Origin of the sequence: Pseudomonas sp. SWRI99, from assembly GCF_014270125.1 — a bacterium.
In the GTDB taxonomy this organism is placed as follows: Bacteria; Pseudomonadota; Gammaproteobacteria; order Pseudomonadales; family Pseudomonadaceae; genus Aquipseudomonas; species Aquipseudomonas hamedanensis.
The window spans coordinates 125,992-143,005 of record NZ_JABWQR010000009.1; the positions used below are offsets into that span (position 1 = coordinate 125,992).

Annotated in this window: 11 protein-coding genes and 1 pseudogene; 8 read left to right on the forward strand and 4 right to left on the reverse strand. The window is 62.7% G+C overall.

The features are described 5' to 3' along the window. Positions 1 to 33: 33 nt before the first annotated feature. The gene (locus tag HU743_RS09740; RefSeq protein ID WP_238351718.1) at positions 34 to 5,277 is read right to left on the reverse strand and encodes an AAA family ATPase; all 5,244 of its coding nucleotides are present in this window, start codon (positions 5,275 to 5,277) and stop codon (positions 34 to 36) included. Positions 5,278 to 5,537: 260 nt separating this feature from the next. On the opposite strand from HU743_RS09740, the gene HU743_RS09745 reads away from it, so the two are divergent. Together HU743_RS09745 and HU743_RS09750 are read left to right on the forward strand one after the other, a co-directional pair. Beyond that, the gene (locus HU743_RS09745) at positions 5,538 to 6,527 is read left to right on the forward strand and encodes a response regulator (protein ID WP_186648339.1); all 990 of its coding nucleotides are present in this window, start codon (positions 5,538 to 5,540) and stop codon (positions 6,525 to 6,527) included. Further along, positions 6,524 to 6,934, forward strand: coding sequence for a response regulator (locus HU743_RS09750; RefSeq protein WP_346656516.1), 411 nt, complete (start codon positions 6,524 to 6,526; stop codon positions 6,932 to 6,934). Before HU743_RS09745 ends, HU743_RS09750 begins: the two co-directional genes overlap by 4 nt. A 5-nt stretch (positions 6,935 to 6,939) precedes the next feature. Here the strand turns inward: HU743_RS09750 and HU743_RS09755 are convergent, their stop codons facing one another. Continuing rightward, positions 6,940 to 7,542: a TetR family transcriptional regulator gene (locus HU743_RS09755; RefSeq protein ID WP_186648341.1), complete on the reverse strand. Its 603-nt coding sequence runs from the start codon at positions 7,540 to 7,542 to the stop codon at positions 6,940 to 6,942. 145 nt (positions 7,543 to 7,687) lie between these two features. Between HU743_RS09755 and HU743_RS09760 the strand changes: the two are divergent. The 6 genes and pseudogenes from HU743_RS09760 to HU743_RS09780 all read left to right on the forward strand — a co-directional run bounded on the left by HU743_RS09760 (position 7,688) and on the right by HU743_RS09780 (position 14,752). After that, a pseudogene (locus HU743_RS09760) lies at positions 7,688 to 8,781 on the forward strand (alkene reductase). Between the two features lie 38 nt (positions 8,782 to 8,819). Continuing rightward, positions 8,820 to 9,608, forward strand: a complete 789-nt coding sequence (locus HU743_RS09765; RefSeq protein ID WP_186648343.1) for an SDR family oxidoreductase — start codon at positions 8,820 to 8,822, stop codon at positions 9,606 to 9,608. Positions 9,609 to 9,663: 55 nt separating this feature from the next. Continuing rightward, the gene (locus tag HU743_RS09770) at positions 9,664 to 10,671 is read left to right on the forward strand and encodes an NADP-dependent oxidoreductase (RefSeq protein ID WP_186648345.1); all 1,008 of its coding nucleotides are present in this window, start codon (positions 9,664 to 9,666) and stop codon (positions 10,669 to 10,671) included. Between the two features lie 3 nt (positions 10,672 to 10,674). After that, positions 10,675 to 10,806 (forward strand): hypothetical protein, encoded by a 132-nt coding sequence (locus HU743_RS27355; RefSeq protein WP_273508308.1) that lies wholly within the window; start codon positions 10,675 to 10,677, stop codon positions 10,804 to 10,806. Between the two features lie 142 nt (positions 10,807 to 10,948). Continuing rightward, a complete protein-coding gene (locus tag HU743_RS09775) occupies positions 10,949 to 13,354 on the forward strand; it encodes a membrane-bound PQQ-dependent dehydrogenase, glucose/quinate/shikimate family (RefSeq protein ID WP_186630291.1) in 2,406 nt (801 codons plus the stop codon). Between the two features lie 99 nt (positions 13,355 to 13,453). Continuing rightward, on the forward strand, positions 13,454 to 14,752 hold the full coding sequence (locus HU743_RS09780) for a carbohydrate porin (protein WP_186648347.1): 1,299 nt from the start codon (positions 13,454 to 13,456) through the stop codon (positions 14,750 to 14,752). Positions 14,753 to 14,868: 116 nt separating this feature from the next. Here HU743_RS09780 and HU743_RS09785 read toward each other — a convergent pair whose 3' ends face one another. Beyond that, the gene (locus HU743_RS09785; RefSeq protein ID WP_186648349.1) at positions 14,869 to 16,197 is read right to left on the reverse strand and encodes an ATP-binding protein; all 1,329 of its coding nucleotides are present in this window, start codon (positions 16,195 to 16,197) and stop codon (positions 14,869 to 14,871) included. After that, positions 16,194 to 16,901: a response regulator gene (locus HU743_RS09790; RefSeq protein ID WP_186548271.1), complete on the reverse strand. Its 708-nt coding sequence runs from the start codon at positions 16,899 to 16,901 to the stop codon at positions 16,194 to 16,196. Before HU743_RS09790 ends, HU743_RS09785 begins: the two co-directional genes overlap by 4 nt. Positions 16,902 to 17,014 lie beyond the last annotated feature (113 nt).

Here is a 17,014-nt window from a genome sequence, read left to right on the forward strand (position 1 = left end):
TCGCTAGTCAGCCAGCACGCGCGTCGGGAGAGACTAGCGGCGTTCGAGCCTGGCACCCGATGCGAGCGGCAGCCTGAAACAAATCCGCGCACCCGCCTCGCTGTCCTCCACGCGCAACGTCCCGCCATGGGCGCCAATCACCGTCCGGCAAATCGCCAGGCCCATGCCCATTCCACTGCCCTTGGTGGTGAAGAACGCATCAAAAATCTCCTCACGCTGATGCTCGGCGATCCCCGGTCCACTGTCCTGAAAGCACACGCAGACCTGCCCATCGCTGATCGTCGATTCGATACTCAAGTGTCCGTCAGCAACGCCATGCCCGGCCATCGCCTCCAGTGCGTTAAGGATCAGGTTATAAATCACCTGCTGAATCTGCACCCGATCCCCCAGCACCGGCTCAGCAGCATTGAGTTGCGTGTGCAAGGTGACGCTACGGTTGTGCACGTCGCTGGCCGTCAGTTGCACGACCTCACCAATCAACGCATCAATCGACACTGGCAGCCGCTGCAACGGCGCCTGTTTGGCCAACGCACGCAAGGCCTGAACGATCTCAGTGGCCCGCGCGCTGTCGGAACGGATATCCTCCAGGCCCTGAATCGCTTCGGTCAGATCCGGCGTGTCGCGCTTGAGCCAGCGCAAGCTCGCCGAGGCATTGGAAGAAATCCCCAGCAGCGGCTGGCTGATTTCGTGGGCAATCGAGGCCGACAACTCGCCCATCATTTTCAGGTGCGAGTTACGCGCCAGTTCCGCCCGCGAACTGCGCAAGTCGGCTTCCATTTGCGCGCGCAAGCGATTGTCTTCGACCAGTTGCGCGTAGAGACGCGCGGTTTGCAGCGACACCGCTGCCTGCGAGGCGAGGATTTCCAGCATGGTCAGGCGTTCGGCACCGAACAGCTTGGGCACCAGACTGTTCTCCAGGTAAACCAGGCCAATCAGCGCACCTTGCTTGAGCAGCGGCAGGCACATCATCGAGCGCGTCTGCCGCTGGTGCAGGTCGGCGCTGTAGGCTTCGGGGCAATCGGCGCGGGCATCGTCGAGCACCAGCGGCGTGCGGGTGCGCATGGTGGCGTTGAGCACTGAAACCGGCGCAATGTGCTCCAATGAGCGGTCGTTGTCCTGACTGACCCGCACATTGCCTGCTTCCACGTGCGCAGCGGCGGCCAGTTGCAGCTCACCCTCGGCGACCAGCAGCAACGCTCCCTGATCGGCGCCGGCCTGGATCATCAAGTGATTCATCAGGGTTTCGACCAGCCGATCCAGCAACACTTCTTGCGAAACCGCGCGGGCCGCTTCAATCCCGACCTCCAGATCAAGGCGCCCGCGCGTCACCGGCGTTACGGTTTCCAGCGAGTGCTCGCGGGCGAGAAACGGGTGCAGTGCTTCGAGCTGCCGCGCCTTGGCTTCAGCCCCCCACAGTCCATAGCAGTCGCGGGCGACACGCAGGTGATGATGCATGCCGGAGACCAGGCCATTGAATCGGCAGACCTCGGCCAGTTGTTCATGGGCCAGTGCTTGCTCATGGATAAACCCGGCGGCGGCCGCGGCAATCTGCGACTGGTCGAAGCAGCGAATGGCAACCAGCCCCTCACCGCGAACGCGGGCCATTGCACCTTCGATCAGCAGCAGTTTGTTGCTGAATGTCGATGGATTGAGCTCAACCCACGGCAAAAAGCGCTGACGTTGCTGCGCCAGTTTCTCCAGCTTTTCGGCAACAGAACCCGGTGCCTCGGGACTGGCCAGCGCCAGGCTGTAAAACAGGTAGTATTGGGCCAGATCGATGTGCGCCGGCAACGACCAGGTCAGCGCCTCGGCCGCTTCAAAGCGTCGCAACGCATAGCGCACATCGCCGAAATAGAACGCCGACATGCCTGAGTACAACCACCGCCAGAACAGCGTGGGCTGCGAAACACGCTCACGATCGAGCGGGCCGAAGCGGTCATGTTCCAAGGTATCCAGTTCGCTGATCGAGCGAGGCTCAGGTCCGTTGCGCAAGTCACTGGCGAACGTCTGTTGCGCCAACAGAATGCGCTCAATGTCGATGTAGTGAAACTGCCGCACCCAGCTCAGGCCGAGGTCCAGCTCGTTCACCACACTGTGCAGCGGTTCGCCCATGAACAGCAGATCCGAGCCGATGTGATTACAGGCATAACACGACATGCCCAGGTCGCCACCGGCCTGGCCGCACTCAAACGCGGCGAAGGCTTTTTGTCGGGCATAGGTCATTGGCCGGGTCCACGGGCTGACCTGATCAAGCGCCACCAGCGTGCCGGCGCGCCCGGCTTCATAGCCGTGCAGGTCGGTGAGTGCCAAGGCCAGTTCGGCGAAAGCGACGCCGTCGACGTACTCGCCATAGCGGTCGGCGATCATTACGCCGTACCAGGCAAAACCATAGCCGCTGCTCGGCGTGGTGCCGTGCAGCAAGGTCAGTTCGACCATCTTCGCCAAGTGCAGAAAGGCAATATCGTCCTGCACGAAGAAGGAAGCGATCAGCGTGCTCAGCAGCTGCATTGCCACTTCGATTTGCGGGTCGCAAGCCTTGGGCAGCGCGGTCAGTTCAGCAATGCGCCGTGCGCCGACCAATTGCCGAACCCGCTCGAACGCTTCGCCCACTTGCGCCTTCGATGGCCGGCGCTGCAAGGCAATGCCCAGCAGTGCGAGCCCGTCCAGCGCTTCGCTGATCGCGCCATGATAATCGGAGTCCAAGGTGCGCAGGGTCGCCCGCAGACGATAGGTTTTGGCTTGGTCCAGCGCGGTACCGGCGTGGCACAGACAGTCATCAAGGCGCTGTTGCGCACCCGGCAGATCCGCCAGCAACATCGCGCATTCGGCCGCCAGCCAGCGCGCGGCGAAGGCTTGCGGGTAGAGCTGCGACCATCCCGCGTCGCCCAGCAAGCGCTCGGCAGTGCGCAGATAATCCACGGCCTGCTCGACAGCCGCGGTGTCGCGGGCGCGCTCGGCGGCCTCGACCAACAATTGAATGAAATCGGCGCGCCGGGGTTCTTGCAGACCATCAACCTGACTGCGCTGAATCTGACTGGCAATGTCGAACACCCGCGCCTGACGCTGCTCGCCCCAGTGATCGAGCATGGCGCCGGCAATGCGCGCATGCTCGGCGGCGCGCCCCTCCGGTGCTGACAGGGCGGCGGCCGCCTCCAGCACGCGGTCGTGGGGAAAGACCAGTTGGCCCGGTTCGCGTAGAAGAAGCCCGGTGCCGACCAGATAGTCCACGTCACGCGGCCATTGCGCGGGATCGCCCGGCAGCAAACGGCGCAACAGTGCGTCGTCACAGCGGCCACCGACATAACCCGCCGTGCGCAGCACTTCCCGGGCACTGGCCGGCAGACGCTGCAAGCGTTGCACCATCAACTCGGCGACATTATCGGCGTAGCGGTAGCCGTCCACGTCACCCTGATTCCAGACCCAGTGCCGCGTCCCGGCATCGAAACGCAGCAGGCGCTCATCGACCAAGGCGCGCGCCACCTGACTGACGAACAACGGATTGCCAGCGGTTTTGAAATGCACGACAGAGGCCAGCGCCGGGAGGTTGTCGACGTCGGCATCGAGTTCGACAGCCATCAGTTGCGTGACGGCCTGCACCGACAGCGGGCCTAACTCAAGGTCGGTGACTGGCAACGCCGGGGCTGCGCGTAGCTGATCAAGCCATCCGCCCTCGCCGTTCGGCAACTCGCCTTCGCGATACGCGAGAATCAGCAGTAAATGCCGCGTTGGCCGGGCAATGAAGGCTTGGAGAAACGCTTGGGTCGAATCGTCGGCCCACTGCACATCATCGATGAACAGCAACAGCGGATGCCCCGGCTGGGCGAAGACCTCCAGCACATCGAGCAGCGCCCGATTGACCCGGTCGAGGGCATGACGCGCCGGCATGTTCGGCAGTTCGGTGGTGGCGCCGATCAGCAATTCGGCTTCTGGCGCCAGGTCCACCAGCAAACGGCCACGGCCCTTGAGGGTTTCACTCAGTTGCTCGCTCAGGGCCTGCAAGGCCAGCCCGGGCTTGGCCAACACCTGGCTGATCAGCGAGCGGAAAATCTGTGCCAGTGGCGCAAAAGGCCGATTGTTCTGCGCCAGATCCATTTTGCCGGTGGCCCAGTAACCGGGCGCTTGCGTGCGCAGGCCTTGCTGGATCAGCGCCGACTTGCCCGCCCCCGGCGCGCCGGCGACCAGCAGCACGCGAGCCGTGCCGTCGCTGCGCACGCGCTGGATCTGTTCCAACAGTTGCGCGCGTTCGCCATCGCGGCCAAACAGCACGTCACCGCGCGTGGCCGCCGCCCGCGCATCGAAGGCACCGAGGCGGAACGGCTCGATCTGGCCCTTTCGCTGCCACTGGCGTAGACACCAGTCAAGGTCGGCGGCCAGCGATTCGAGACTCTGATAACGCGCGTCCGGCTCCTTGGCCAAGCCTTTGAGCAACACATGGCAAATGCCTTGCGGCAGTTCGGGAATATAGTCGGCCGGCGACAACGGCTCGACGGCGGCGTGCACATGCAGCCATTGCGACGCATCGCGAGCGGTCAGCGGCGGGCGACCGGTCAGGGCCTCATAGAGGATGGCCGACAGCGCATACACATCGCTGCGTTCATCGACGTTGACGCCATCGCGCTGCAGCTGTTCCGGCGCCAGATAAGGCCAGTGCTCGGGACTTGGCAGTTCAGCGACCGGCGTTTCCTGCGCCTGAATGTGGAAGCCCATCAGCCTGACGCTGTCGTCCGCGCCGACCATCAGATGCCACGGCAATAGAAATCCCTGTGGCAGCGAGCCTGCTCGCGCAGGGGTCATTTGAGCCGACATCTCTGTTGCCGGATCCACCGCTTTCGCGAGCAGGCTCGCTCCCACAGGGTTTGGCGGGGGGCCGGGATGGCGAGTGTGGGCCAGAGCAGTGGCAGCCGCGACGGCGATATTCAGCACTCGACCGAGCGGCAGGCCGGCGGCGTCGATCAGTCCAGCCAGCGGCGTGCCCCAGTGCGGATAGACCAACACGGGACCGTCGGCCGAACGAACAAGCGCCAACGGGTTGATCGCCCACTGCGAGGGCAACTGCACATGGAGACCGCGCTCCAGCCGCTTGCACAGCGCCGGTCGTTGAATCGGCGCGCGCACGGCGAACCACGCCTCGCCCGAGCGGCTGTCCTGGAGGGTGAACCAGGTCAGCTCATGGTCGCGGCGCAACAGGCTGAACCGGCAATCTTCAAGCCACGCGTCATCGAGCGCCGGGGCATCGTTAGCGCAGGAAACTGCAGGCAAAGAGGGCTGGCCGGGCATACACATTCACCACTGGAAATGGAATTCAGGCTGGTGACGAAGTATACGCAGCGGTTTTTGCAAAAGGGCCAGCCGCTGCGCCGATGTCCGTCGACGGCCTCAAGATGGCCGTCCAGAGCCTTGCACCGGCTCACGTGGTGCTCTGAAAGCGCGCGTCTTATCCCTCGGGATAATTGCTTTATCGCAAGCCGTCCCCTAGCGTACGAGCCAGATAACCCGGCGCCCCGCCTTCTCCTTTTCACCGCGACGCAGAGGCCTGCATGATCCGACTCGGCCAAGCCACGATTTCCCTGGAACGGCGCGAAGCCTTTCTCGATGGCCGGCCCCTGCGCGTGGGCGGGCGGGCGTTTGAAATACTTTCGGTGCTGATGCAGGCCGACGGGCGGATCGTCAGCAAAAACGAACTGATCAATCAGGTCTGGCCGGACATCGTCGTCGAAGAGAACAATCTGCAGGTGCAGATTTCCTCGCTGCGCAAACTGCTCGGGGAAAAAGAAATCATCCAGACGGTTCCCCGTCGAGGTTACCGATTATTGAAAGACCACGAACCCAAACTGCCCGTGTTCACTGCCCTGGCCTCGGCGCCGATCGTGGCGCAGCCGCCGCCGATCGAGGCGCACTCGGTGCCGGTATTTATCGTCGACGATGAGGCCTGCGTGCGCACCGCACTGAGCCGGTTGTTGCGCGCCGAAGGCATCGGGCACCGGATTTTCCGGTCGGCCGAAGAACTGCTCGAGGCCAACCTCGACAATGGCCCGGCGTGCCTGCTGCTCGACGTCAGTCTGCCCGACACCACAGGTTTGCAGTTGCAGGCGGCACTGAACGAGCGCGGCCATCCGTGGCCGGTGATCTTCATGACCGGCCACGGCACCATTCCGATGTCGGTGCAGGCCATGAAGGCCGGCGCCGTGGAGTTTCTGACCAAGCCGTTCAATGACGATGAACTGCTGGGTGTTTTGCGCAGCACCCGTCAGCACGCAGCGACGGCGTTCGATCAGTGGCAACGGGTTCAACACGTCCGGCAACTGGCGGGGCAGCTGACGCCGCGTGAACGCGAGGTGCTGCCGCTGATCGTCGGCGGTCTGTCGAACAAACAGATCGCCAACCAGTTGGGCACCAGTGAAGTGACCGCCAAGGTTCATCGCAAGCACATCATGGCGAAGATGCAGACCCGCTCGCTGGTCAATCTCGTCGAACTCTACGGACTGATCAGCGCTGCGCCTTCGCCTGGCCCATCGAGCCTGTCGTGAGCGGCGTGGCAGGTCGCCCGACGGCGGCCGACAGCGCCCGCCCGACCATCGTCTGTATCGTTGACGACGACGCTTCCGTGCGCAAAAGCCTGTCGAACCTGCTGCGTTCGGTTGGCTACCGCGCGCAGGTCTATGCCAGTGGCGAAGCGTTTCTGGCTGAAGCCGATCTTGCTGACATCGCTTGCCTGCTGCTGGATCTGCGCATGCCCGGTCTTTCCGGCATCGACGTGATGCGCGCGTTGCTCGACAGGCCCCGACAGTTTCCGGTGATCTGCATGTCGGCCCATTGGGATGAGGCAGCAGTCGCCGAGACCGGGCATTACCAGGCGTTCGAGTGTCTGTGCAAACCCTTTGACGAAGAGCTGCTGCTGGTGGCCCTCGACAGGGCACTGCATCGCCAGCACTGAAACCATCAGCTTTCCTGCGTGGCGTCTTGCGGCGATTCGATGACCGGCAACGAAGCCGTCATTTCGGCGTGACACACCGCGAGGATTTCATCGGCCAGCGCTGAGTCGTCCGGGCACGCCCGCGAGAGCATGATCGCGCCGACTGCGCGGGCCAACAGGTCGATCATTCTGGTTCTGCCCTCGCCTGCCGGCGCATCCGCTGCATGCGGATATTTGTCGCCGAGCGTCTGCAACGTGCGCTCGATGCCGTCGGCGAAGGCTGACTTCAAATCGCCCGACTGACGCGCCGCGTCGCCACACAGCGCCGCCATGGTGCAACCGGTGGCGCGGCCGTCACGATGCTCGCGCGACACGTACATATCGATGAAATCCTGCACGCTCAACGCCTCGGCGCTGGTCAGTGACCGCGCCAGGCTGTTGGCCGACGCTTCGGCCATCAGATCGGCCTTGGAGCCGAAATGTTTGTAGAAACCGCCATGGGTGAAACCAGCGGCCGCCATCAGGTCAGCCACGCCGACCCCGTCATAACCGCGTTCGCGGAACATCACTGAAGCCGTTTCGACAATGTGCTCCCGATTGGCCTGGGCCTGAGCCTTGGATACGCGCATGTTGGATACCTCGCCAGCGCTGAAAAATCATGCGTCGATGATACATAGATGTTGGCCATAATCAAAATCATTGACAGTTTAGATTTCGGTCATCATCCTAAAAGCCAGCCACATCACTTCACTCCCATGGCCGGAACAAAAACACATGAGCGACCTGAATCTGTTTTCTTCGTACACCCTCGGCAGCCTGACACTGGCCAACCGCGCAGTCCTCGCGCCGCTGACGCGCAACCGTGCCGGCGCAGGTTTTGTACCGAGCGAATTTGCCGCGACCTATTACAGCCAGCGTGCCAGCGCCGGTCTGCTGATCAGCGAGGCCACACAGATTTCCCAGCAGGGCCAGGGTTATCAGGACACACCGGGCATCTACACCCAGGCGCAAATCGATGGCTGGCGTAACGTCACCGATGCGGTGCACGCCAAGGGCGGGAAGATTTTCCTGCAACTGTGGCATGTCGGCCGGGTGTCTCATGTCGACCTGCAACCGGACGGCGCCGCGCCGGTCGCTCCGTCCTCGCTGCGGGCGGCCACCAAAGTGTTCGTCAACAATCGCTTCGAGGATGTGTCCGAACCGCGCGCGCTGGAAACCGCGGAGCTGCCGGGCATCGTCAATGATTTTCGTCAGGCGGCGGTGAACGCGATGGCGGCAGGTTTTGACGGCGTGGAAATCCACGGCGCCAATGGCTATCTGCTCGATCAGTTCATCAAGGACGGGTCCAACCAGCGCACCGAGCCTACGGCGGCTCGATCGAAAACCGCGCACGTCTGCTGCTGGAAGTGGCTGCCGCCGTAGTCGCCGAGATTGGGGCCGATCGCACTGGCTTGCGTATTTCGCCTGTGTCACCGGCCAATGGCGTGTCGAGCAGCGACCCGCAGGCGCAGTTCGACTACATCGTTGACCAGCTCAACGCACTGGACATCGTTTACCTGCACGTTGTCGAAGGCGCCACCGGCGGGCCACGCGACGTCGCCGCGTTTGATTTCGACGGCATTCGCCAGCGCTTCCAGAACACCTACATCGCCAACAACGGCTATGACCTGGATCTGGCCAATTCGCGCATCGCTCATGACAAGGCTGACCTGATCGCCTTCGGCCGTCCGTTCATTGGCAACCCGGATCTGGTCGAACGCCTGCAAGTCAGCGCGCCGCTGGCCACTTTCGACCCTGCCACACTCTACGGCGGCGGCGCGGCCGGCTATATCGACTACCCGACGCTCGCTGAATCCAGCGCTCGCTAACTTGCTGCTCCCCTATCCCCTGAAAAAGAGCTGACATCATGACTACCCGCCCTACTGTTCTGATCACTGGCGCATCCACCGGCATCGGCGCGGTCTACGCCGCACGTTTCGCCCAACGCGGTCACGATCTGGTGCTGGTCGCCCGCGACCAGTCGCGGCTGGACGCACTCGCCGCCGGCCTGCGCGCCGAACACAACGTCAACGTTGAAGTGCTGCCGGCCGACCTGACCCAACTCAGCGACCTGCACACCGTCGAAGCGCGTCTGCGCGATGACGCGCGCATCGGCATCCTCGTCAACAATGCCGGCGCCGCGCAGTCCGGAACGTTCATCGAACAAAGCACCGACAGCGTGGCGCAACTGGTCGCGCTGAACACCACCGCGCTGGTGCGTCTGGCCAGTGCCATTGCCCCGCGTCTGGCCAAGGCTGGTGACGGCGCGATCATCAACATCGGCTCGGTGGTGGGCCTGGCACCGGAGTTCGGCATGTCGGTGTATGGCGCGACCAAGGCGTTCGTGCTGTTCCTTTCCCAAGGCCTGAGCCTGGAGCTGTCGCCACAGGGCGTATATGTGCAAGCCGTACTGCCCGCCGCGACCCGCACGGAAATCTGGGACCGCGCTGGCATCGACATCAACACCCTGAGCGACATCATGGAGGTCGACGATCTGGTCGATGCCGCGCTGGTCGGTTTCGACCGTCGCGAAGTCGTGACCATTCCGCCGCTGCACGAAGGCGAGCGCTGGGACGCTTTGCAAACTGCGCGTCAGGGCCTGTTGGGGCAGATTCGTCAGTCGGCCGTCGCGCAACGTTATCTGACTCAAGTCTGACCTTATCCGGACCCGCCGATATCGCGGCGGGTTCCAACCGACAAGAGCATCCACAATGAAAGCATTTTTTATCGAGCGCTACGGCAAGCAGAACGGCCGGATTGGCGACCTGCCCGACCCGACGATCGGAGCGCATGACGTAGTGATTCAGGTGCACGCCAGCAGTGTGAACCCGCTCGATCTGAAGATTCGCACTGGTGAATTCAAGATGATCCTGCCGTACCAAATGCCCTTGGTATTGGGCAACGATGTAGCCGGAGTGGTGGTCAGCACCGGTGCGGCGGTCACGCGTTTCAAGCCGGGTGACGAGGTTTATGCGCGCCCGCCGGAATCGCGGATCGGTACATTTGCCGAACGCATTGCCGTCGACGAAAACGCCCTCGCGCTGAAGCCTTCTAACCTGGACATGAAAGAAGCGGCGTGTATGCCTTTGGTTTCGTTGACCGCATGGCAGGCGCTGGTGGAAATCGCTCAGGTAAAGAAGGGCCAGAAGGTTTTGATTCACGCCGGCTCCGGTGGCGTCGGCACCGTCGCAATCCAGCTTGCCAAACACCTGGGCGCCTTCGTCGCGACCACCACCAGCACGGCGAATGTCGACTGGGTCAAAGCGCTGGGCGCTGATGTCGTGGTCGATTATAAGCAGCAGGATTTCGCCAACGAACTGCGCGACTACGACGTGGTGCTCAACAGCCTCGGTGGCGATGTGCTGGAAAAATCGCTGAAGGTGCTGAGACCGGGTGGGCTGTTGATTTCCCTGTCCGGGCCGCCGACCGCGCAGTTTGCTCAGGAGCAGGGTTTATCTTGGGTGCTCGGGCTGATCATGCGCCTGCTGAGCAGCGGCATTCGTCGCCAAGCGCGCAAACACGGGGTGCGTTACAGGTTTTTGTTCATGCGCGCCGATGGCATTCAATTGCAGAAAATCACCGCGTTGATCGAGGCTGAGGTGATCAAGCCGGTCATCGACCGCAGCTTTTCGTTTGACCAGATCGCCGAGGCATTGCGCTACGTCGAACAGGGTCGAGCCAAAGGCAAGGTCGCCGTCACGCTCGGCCAGGCATCGTAAACAATGCCAGCCGATGAAGCCCGGGCGGACGAACAACCGCCTCGCGAGACCGAAGCCGATCCGCCACCCTCGAATGATCCGCAGCCGCTGCAACCTCCGCTGATCGAATGGCGCCCCCTGCTGCTGGAGCCCTGACAATTCCCGTTCCGACTTGCGTTTTGCTCATCCTGCACCACGCTTGATTCCCAGAAGTGCACGGTTTCATGGCAAAACTGCGGTTAACTGAATGGTTAGTTACCGCTATAATCCCGCGCTTCATTCAAACGGGACTTTCAATGTGAACCACAGTCAACGCGTCTCAGGCGTTTCAACGTTCATTCTGGTCGGTCTTGGCGTGGTCATCGCCCTGCTTGGTCTCGCGCTCGCGGCCGGCGGTGTGAAGCTGGTCAGCCTGGGCGGTTCCTGGTACTTCCTGATCGGCGGTCTGGCGATGACCGTTGCCGGTCTGCTGATCGCGCTGAAGAAAACCGCCGGCGCCTGGCTGTTCGCCGCGTTTCTCGTGGCCACCGCGATCTGGGCGGTGATTGACGCCGGTCTGGTGTTCTGGCCAGTGTTCTCACGGTTGTTCATGTTCAGCGCGATCGGTCTGGCCGTCGCACTGGTTTATCCACTGCTGGCCCGCGCCAATGGCCGCGCTGCCGGTCGTGGCGCCTACGCCGTTGCCGCGGTGCTGGCGGTCGGCCTCGCCGTTGCTGCGGGCAACATGTTCGTCGCGCATCCAACGGTTGCCGCCACTGGCACTGGCCCGGGTCTGACTCCGGTCGAGCCGGCCAAGGCGCAGAAAGACTGGGCGCATTATGGCAACACCGAAGGTGGCAGCCGCTTCGCCGCGCTCGATCAGATCAACCGCAACAACGTCGACAAGTTGAAAGTCGCGTGGACTTACCACACCGGTGACGTCGCCGAAAGCGATGGCAACGGCGCCGAAGACCAGCTCACCCCGCTGCAGGTTGGCAACAAGGTGTTCATCTGCACCCCGCACAACAACCTGATCGCCCTGGATGCCGACACCGGCAAAGAGCTGTGGAAGAACGCGATCAACGCACAATCGAAAGTCTGGCAGCGATGCCGTGGCATGGCTTATTTCGACGCCACCGCCACCATCGCTCAGCCGAGCAACTCTTCGATCATCGAAGCCAAACCGGCCCCGGCCGCCAACTGCCAGCGTCGCCTGCTGACCAACACCATTGATGCGCGCCTGATCGCAGTCGATGCTGACACCGGCGAGTTCTGCCAGGGTTTTGGCAACAACGGCCAGGTCGATCTGAAGGCTGGTCTCGGTGACGTCCCGGACAGCTACTATCAATTGTCGTCCGCGCCGTTGATGGCCGGCACCACCGTTGTGGTGGGCGGTCGCGTCGCTGACAACGTGCAGAGCGACATGCCTGGCGGCGTGATTCGTGGTTTTGACGTGATCACCGGTGCCATGCGCTGGGCATTCGATCCGGGCAATCCGCAGGATCGCAACGCGCCGGCTGACGGCAGCACCTATGTGCGCAGCACGCCGAACAGCTGGGCGCCGATGTCCTACGACGCGGCGACCAACACGGTGTTTCTGCCGATGGGCAGTTCGTCCACCGACATCTATGGTGTCGAGCGCAGCGAACTGGACCACAAATACGGCGCCTCGATTCTCGCGCTGGACGCCAGCACGGGTGAAGAACGTTGGGTGTTCCAGACCGTGCACAACGATCTGTGGGACTTCGACCTGCCGATGCAGCCGAGCCTGATCGACTTCGACAAGGACGGCCAAAGCGTTCCGGCGCTGGTCATCGGCACCAAGGCCGGGCAGATCTACGTGCTCGACCGCGCTACTGGCAAACCGTTGACCGAGGTTAAGGAAGTACCGGTCAAAGCGGCCAACATCCCTAACGAGCCGTACTCGCCGACCCAACCGAAATCCGTGGGCATGCCGCAGATTGGCGCGCAACACCTGACCGAATCCGACATGTGGGGCGCCACGCCGTACGATCAATTGCTCTGCCGCATCGACTTCAAGAGCATGCGTTACGACGGTCTGTACACCGCGCCGGGTACTGACAAGTCGCTGAGCTTCCCGGGTTCGCTGGGCGGCATGAACTGGGGCAGCATCTCCACTGACCCGGTGCACGGTTTCATCTTCGTCAACGACATGCGTCTGGGCCTGTGGATCCAGATGATCCCGTCGCAGAACAAAGGCCAGGCCGCTGGCGGTGGCGAGGCGTTGAACACCGGCATGGGCGCTGTACCGCTCAAGGGCACGCCGTACGCAGTGAACAAGAACCGCTTCCTCTCGGTGGCCGGCATTCCGTGCCAGGCGCCGCCGTTCGGCACTCTGACCGCGATCGACATGAAGACTCAGAAAGTCGCGTGGCAGGTTCCGGTTGGCACCGTTGAAGACACCGGTCCTCTGGGCATTCGCATGCACCTGCCGATCAAGATTGGTCTGCCGACCCTCGGCGGCACCCTGTCGACGCAAGGTGGCCTGATCTTTATCGCCGGCACTCAGGATTTCTACCTGCGTGCGTTCAACAGCGGCAACGGTGAAGAAGTCTGGAAAGCGCGTCTGCCGGTCGGCAGCCAGGGCGGCCCGATGACTTACGTTTCGCCGAAGACCGGCAAGCAGTACATCGTCGTCACCGCGGGCGGCGCTCGTCAGTCGACCGATCGCGGCGATTACGTGATGGCGTACGCCTTGCCGTAAATCGCTTCGTTTACTCAGTCAGCAACCCCATGCGCGCGGTGCCTCAGGGCACCGCGTCGTTGTTTTATCGCGTTGAAGATTTCAGCAGGAAGGATTCACATGTTATCGGCTGTTCGCTTTTCCCGTTCCGGGCTTTTCACCGGCCTGCTGTTGGGCCTGAGCTGCATCACTACCCTTCCCGCGCTGGCCGCCAGCGACTCCGATCCGCTGACACGCAGCACCCTCACCGGCGACTGGGGCGGCTTGCGTCATCAGCTCAATGAAGACGGCATCAAGTTCACCGGCGATTACAGCGGCGAAACCGCTTACAACGCTGACGGCGGCCTGCACCGTTCGGCGCGCTACTCGCAGAACATCAAGCTCGGCGTGCAGTTTGATCTGAGCAAACTGTATGGCGTCGACAATGCCGGCAAGGTCCAGTTGACGATCAACGACCGGCGCGGCAACAGCGCCTCGCAAGACCTGGTCGGCAACCGCTTGCCGATTCAGGAAAATTACGGCGGGCTGTACACACGCCTGACCGAGCTGAGTTATGAGCGCAGCCTGTTCACCCCGGCGCTGAATGTGAAGCTCGGTTACATGGCCATGGGCAACGATCTCGGTGGCCTCGACAGCGGCATTTTGTGCAACTTCATGAACGCCGGTTTCTGTGGGCATCCGCTGAACATGTCCGGTGGCAGTGGCTGGACCAATTACCCGAATGCGCATTTGGGTGTGCGGGTGAAATACGACCTTTCGCCGTCCTGGCAACTGCGTGTGGCGGCGTTCAACGTCGAACCCGAGAGCAACGGCAATTCCAGCCGCGCCTGGCATCTGGGGCCGAAACACACCACCGGCACCGTGGTGCCGATCGAACTGGTGTACAAGCACGCCGGCGAGCTGCCCGGTGAGTACAAGGTTGGTTATTACTACGACAGTTCAGATGTGCAGCGCATTGGCAGCGACGATGAAGTGTCCGGTCGCGGCGGCCATTATCTGCTGGTCGATCAGGCCGTTTGGCGCTCGCCGACTTCCGAGGGCCGTAGTCTGCATGCGTTCGGCCAATATTCGGCCGCCAGTCAAGCGGCTTCGCCGTTCAGCAAGTGGTACGGCACCGGGTTGGTGCTGTACAAACCGTTCGAAGGCCGCCCGCACGACACCCTCGCTCTGGGCTATGGCCGCGCCGTCCCCAACCCGCGCAGCCGCGACGTGCAGCAGGACGCCGCGCTGGCCAATGGCGCAGCGTTCCCCAACCTGGACAGCGCCGAACAACTGATCGAGTTCGGCTACGGCTATCAGGCAACCCCGTGGCTGACCCTGCGCCCGAATGTGCAATACATCATCGAACCGGGCGCATTCTCCGGCCAGGACATCGACAATGCCCTGGTCATGGGCCTGCAAGTCAAAGCCTCACTCTGACCGACATCTGCTCGCGAAAGCGCCGGGTCAGTGAAATCGATGCTGACTGACCCGCCGCCTTCGGGAGCAAGCCCCCTCCTACATCGATCTCCAACACTTGCGGGCACCCCAAAGTTTCACACCGGCAACTCGACCCGTGCTACCAGTCCGCCCTTGCGTGCGTTGCGCAGTGTCAGTTCCCCGCCCTGCTCGCGCGCAATCGCTCGGGCGGTCGACAGCCCCAGGCCGACGCCGCCGGTGTCGCGGTTGCGCGACGTTTCGAGGCGGAAGAACGGGTCAAACACCTGCTCCAGCGCAGCCTCGGGGATGCCCGGGCCGTCGTCACTGACTTCAATGGCGATGGCATATTCCTCACGATTCAAGGCAATGCGCGGGTGCTGCGCATACTTGCGCGCATTCTCCAGCAGATTGACCACCACCCGCTTGATGCCTAACGGCCGGCCTTCGTACACCAGGTGCGCCGGACCGTCGAAAACGATGTCAATGTGCTGATCGCGGTAGTCATCGACGATGGTTTGCAGCAACTCCGACAGGTCGAACGCCGTGGTTTGTTCGCGATGGGTGTCCTCGCGGAAAAACGCCAGGGCGGCATTGATCATCGACTGCATTTCCTCGACATCGCGAATCAGTTTGCGCTGGTGGTCGAGGTCTTCCATGAACTCGCTGCGCAAACGCATCCGCGTCAGTGGCGCGCGCAGGTCGTGGGAAATCGACGCGAGCATGTGCGTGCGCTCGCTGATGAAATGCTGGATCTGTGCCTGCATGGTGTTGAACGCCACGATGGCCTGGCGGATTTCGTGCGGGCCTTCGATCTTGATCGGCGGTGCGCGCAGGTCAGTGCCAAAACGCCGCGCCGCGCTGGCGAAGCGCTGCAAGGGATTGGCCAACTGACGCGTGGCGATCCAGGCGACCAGCACTGTCGCAATCAGGCCCAGCGCGATGATGATGGCGATCCGCGTGGACAACTCCAGACCCCAACTGCGCTCGGGCGGGATAAAGGACAACCAGCTGCCGTCGACCAGTTGCACCAGTGCGGCGTAATGCGCCTGCGGATTGTCGCCGGGCCAGTCGCCGGGGTTGAAGGCTTCGATCTTGCGCTGATCACCGAGCAATTGCTGCAGCACCGGCACCCTGCTCGCTTCTACGCGAGCGCCGTCGCCCGGCAGCTCAAATTCAGCGCGTTGCGCTTTCCACGACACTTGCAGGAGGCTGCTGCTCGCCGCGGCGGCCAATTGCGGGCGCAGGCTGGCGGGCGCCGCCTCGATCACCCGTGAGGTTGCGGCAATTTGCTCAAGCAGGCCGGTGCGCTCGATGGGCGGACGCGCCCAGATGCCGGCGACCTGAACGAACAGCGCGTTCATCGCCAGCGACGCGAGCATCGCCGCCAGAATGGTCAGGGCGATTCGCCGTCTGAGGGTGTCGCCCGGCAGCAGTCGGCGGATCACGAGCGGCTGACCTTGGCGGTGAACATATAACCACCATTGCGCACGGTGCGAATGAGGTCGGGCCGTTTGCAGTCAGGCTCGATTTTGCGCCGCAGACGACTGACCTGCACGTCGATGCTGCGATCGAACGCGTCGTGGCCCTGGCCGTGGGTCAGATCGATCAACTGTTCGCGGGTGAGGATGCGTTGCGGATGGTCGAGAAACACCACCAGCAGATCGAACTCGCCGCCGGACAGCGGAATCATCACGTTGTCGGGTGAGCGCAATTCGCGACAGGTGATGTCCAGGTGCCAACCGGCGAAGGCGACGACTGGCCGCGCTGGCGTGGTCGGATTGCGTTGCTCGCCGGCGCGCCGCTGCAAGGCGCGCACGCGTGCCAGCAGTTCCTGCGGGGCGAACGGTTTGGTCAGGTAGTCATCGGCGCCCAGCTCCAGGCCGACGATGCGATCACTCAACTCGGCCATGGCGGTGAGCATGATGATCGGAATGCCCATCTGCGCGCGCACTTTCTGGCACAGGCTCAAGCCGCCTTCGCCGGGCAGCATCAGGTCGAGAATGATCGTGTCCGGACGTTGCGCGGCAATCGCCGCCCACATGGCCTCGCCGTGTGCGGCGACGTCGACGTCATAGGCGTGCTGCATGAAAAACTTCTTCAGCAGCGCGAGAATTTCCACGTCATCGTCGACGATCAGCAGTCTGCTCACGGTTCCAGGCCCACCCACGAAAAAACACGCAATCTAAAGCCAATCGGCGCCCGGGTCATTTATTTCAATCGCGCAACATCTCTACACCACGGACACCAAACGGACATCGTCCG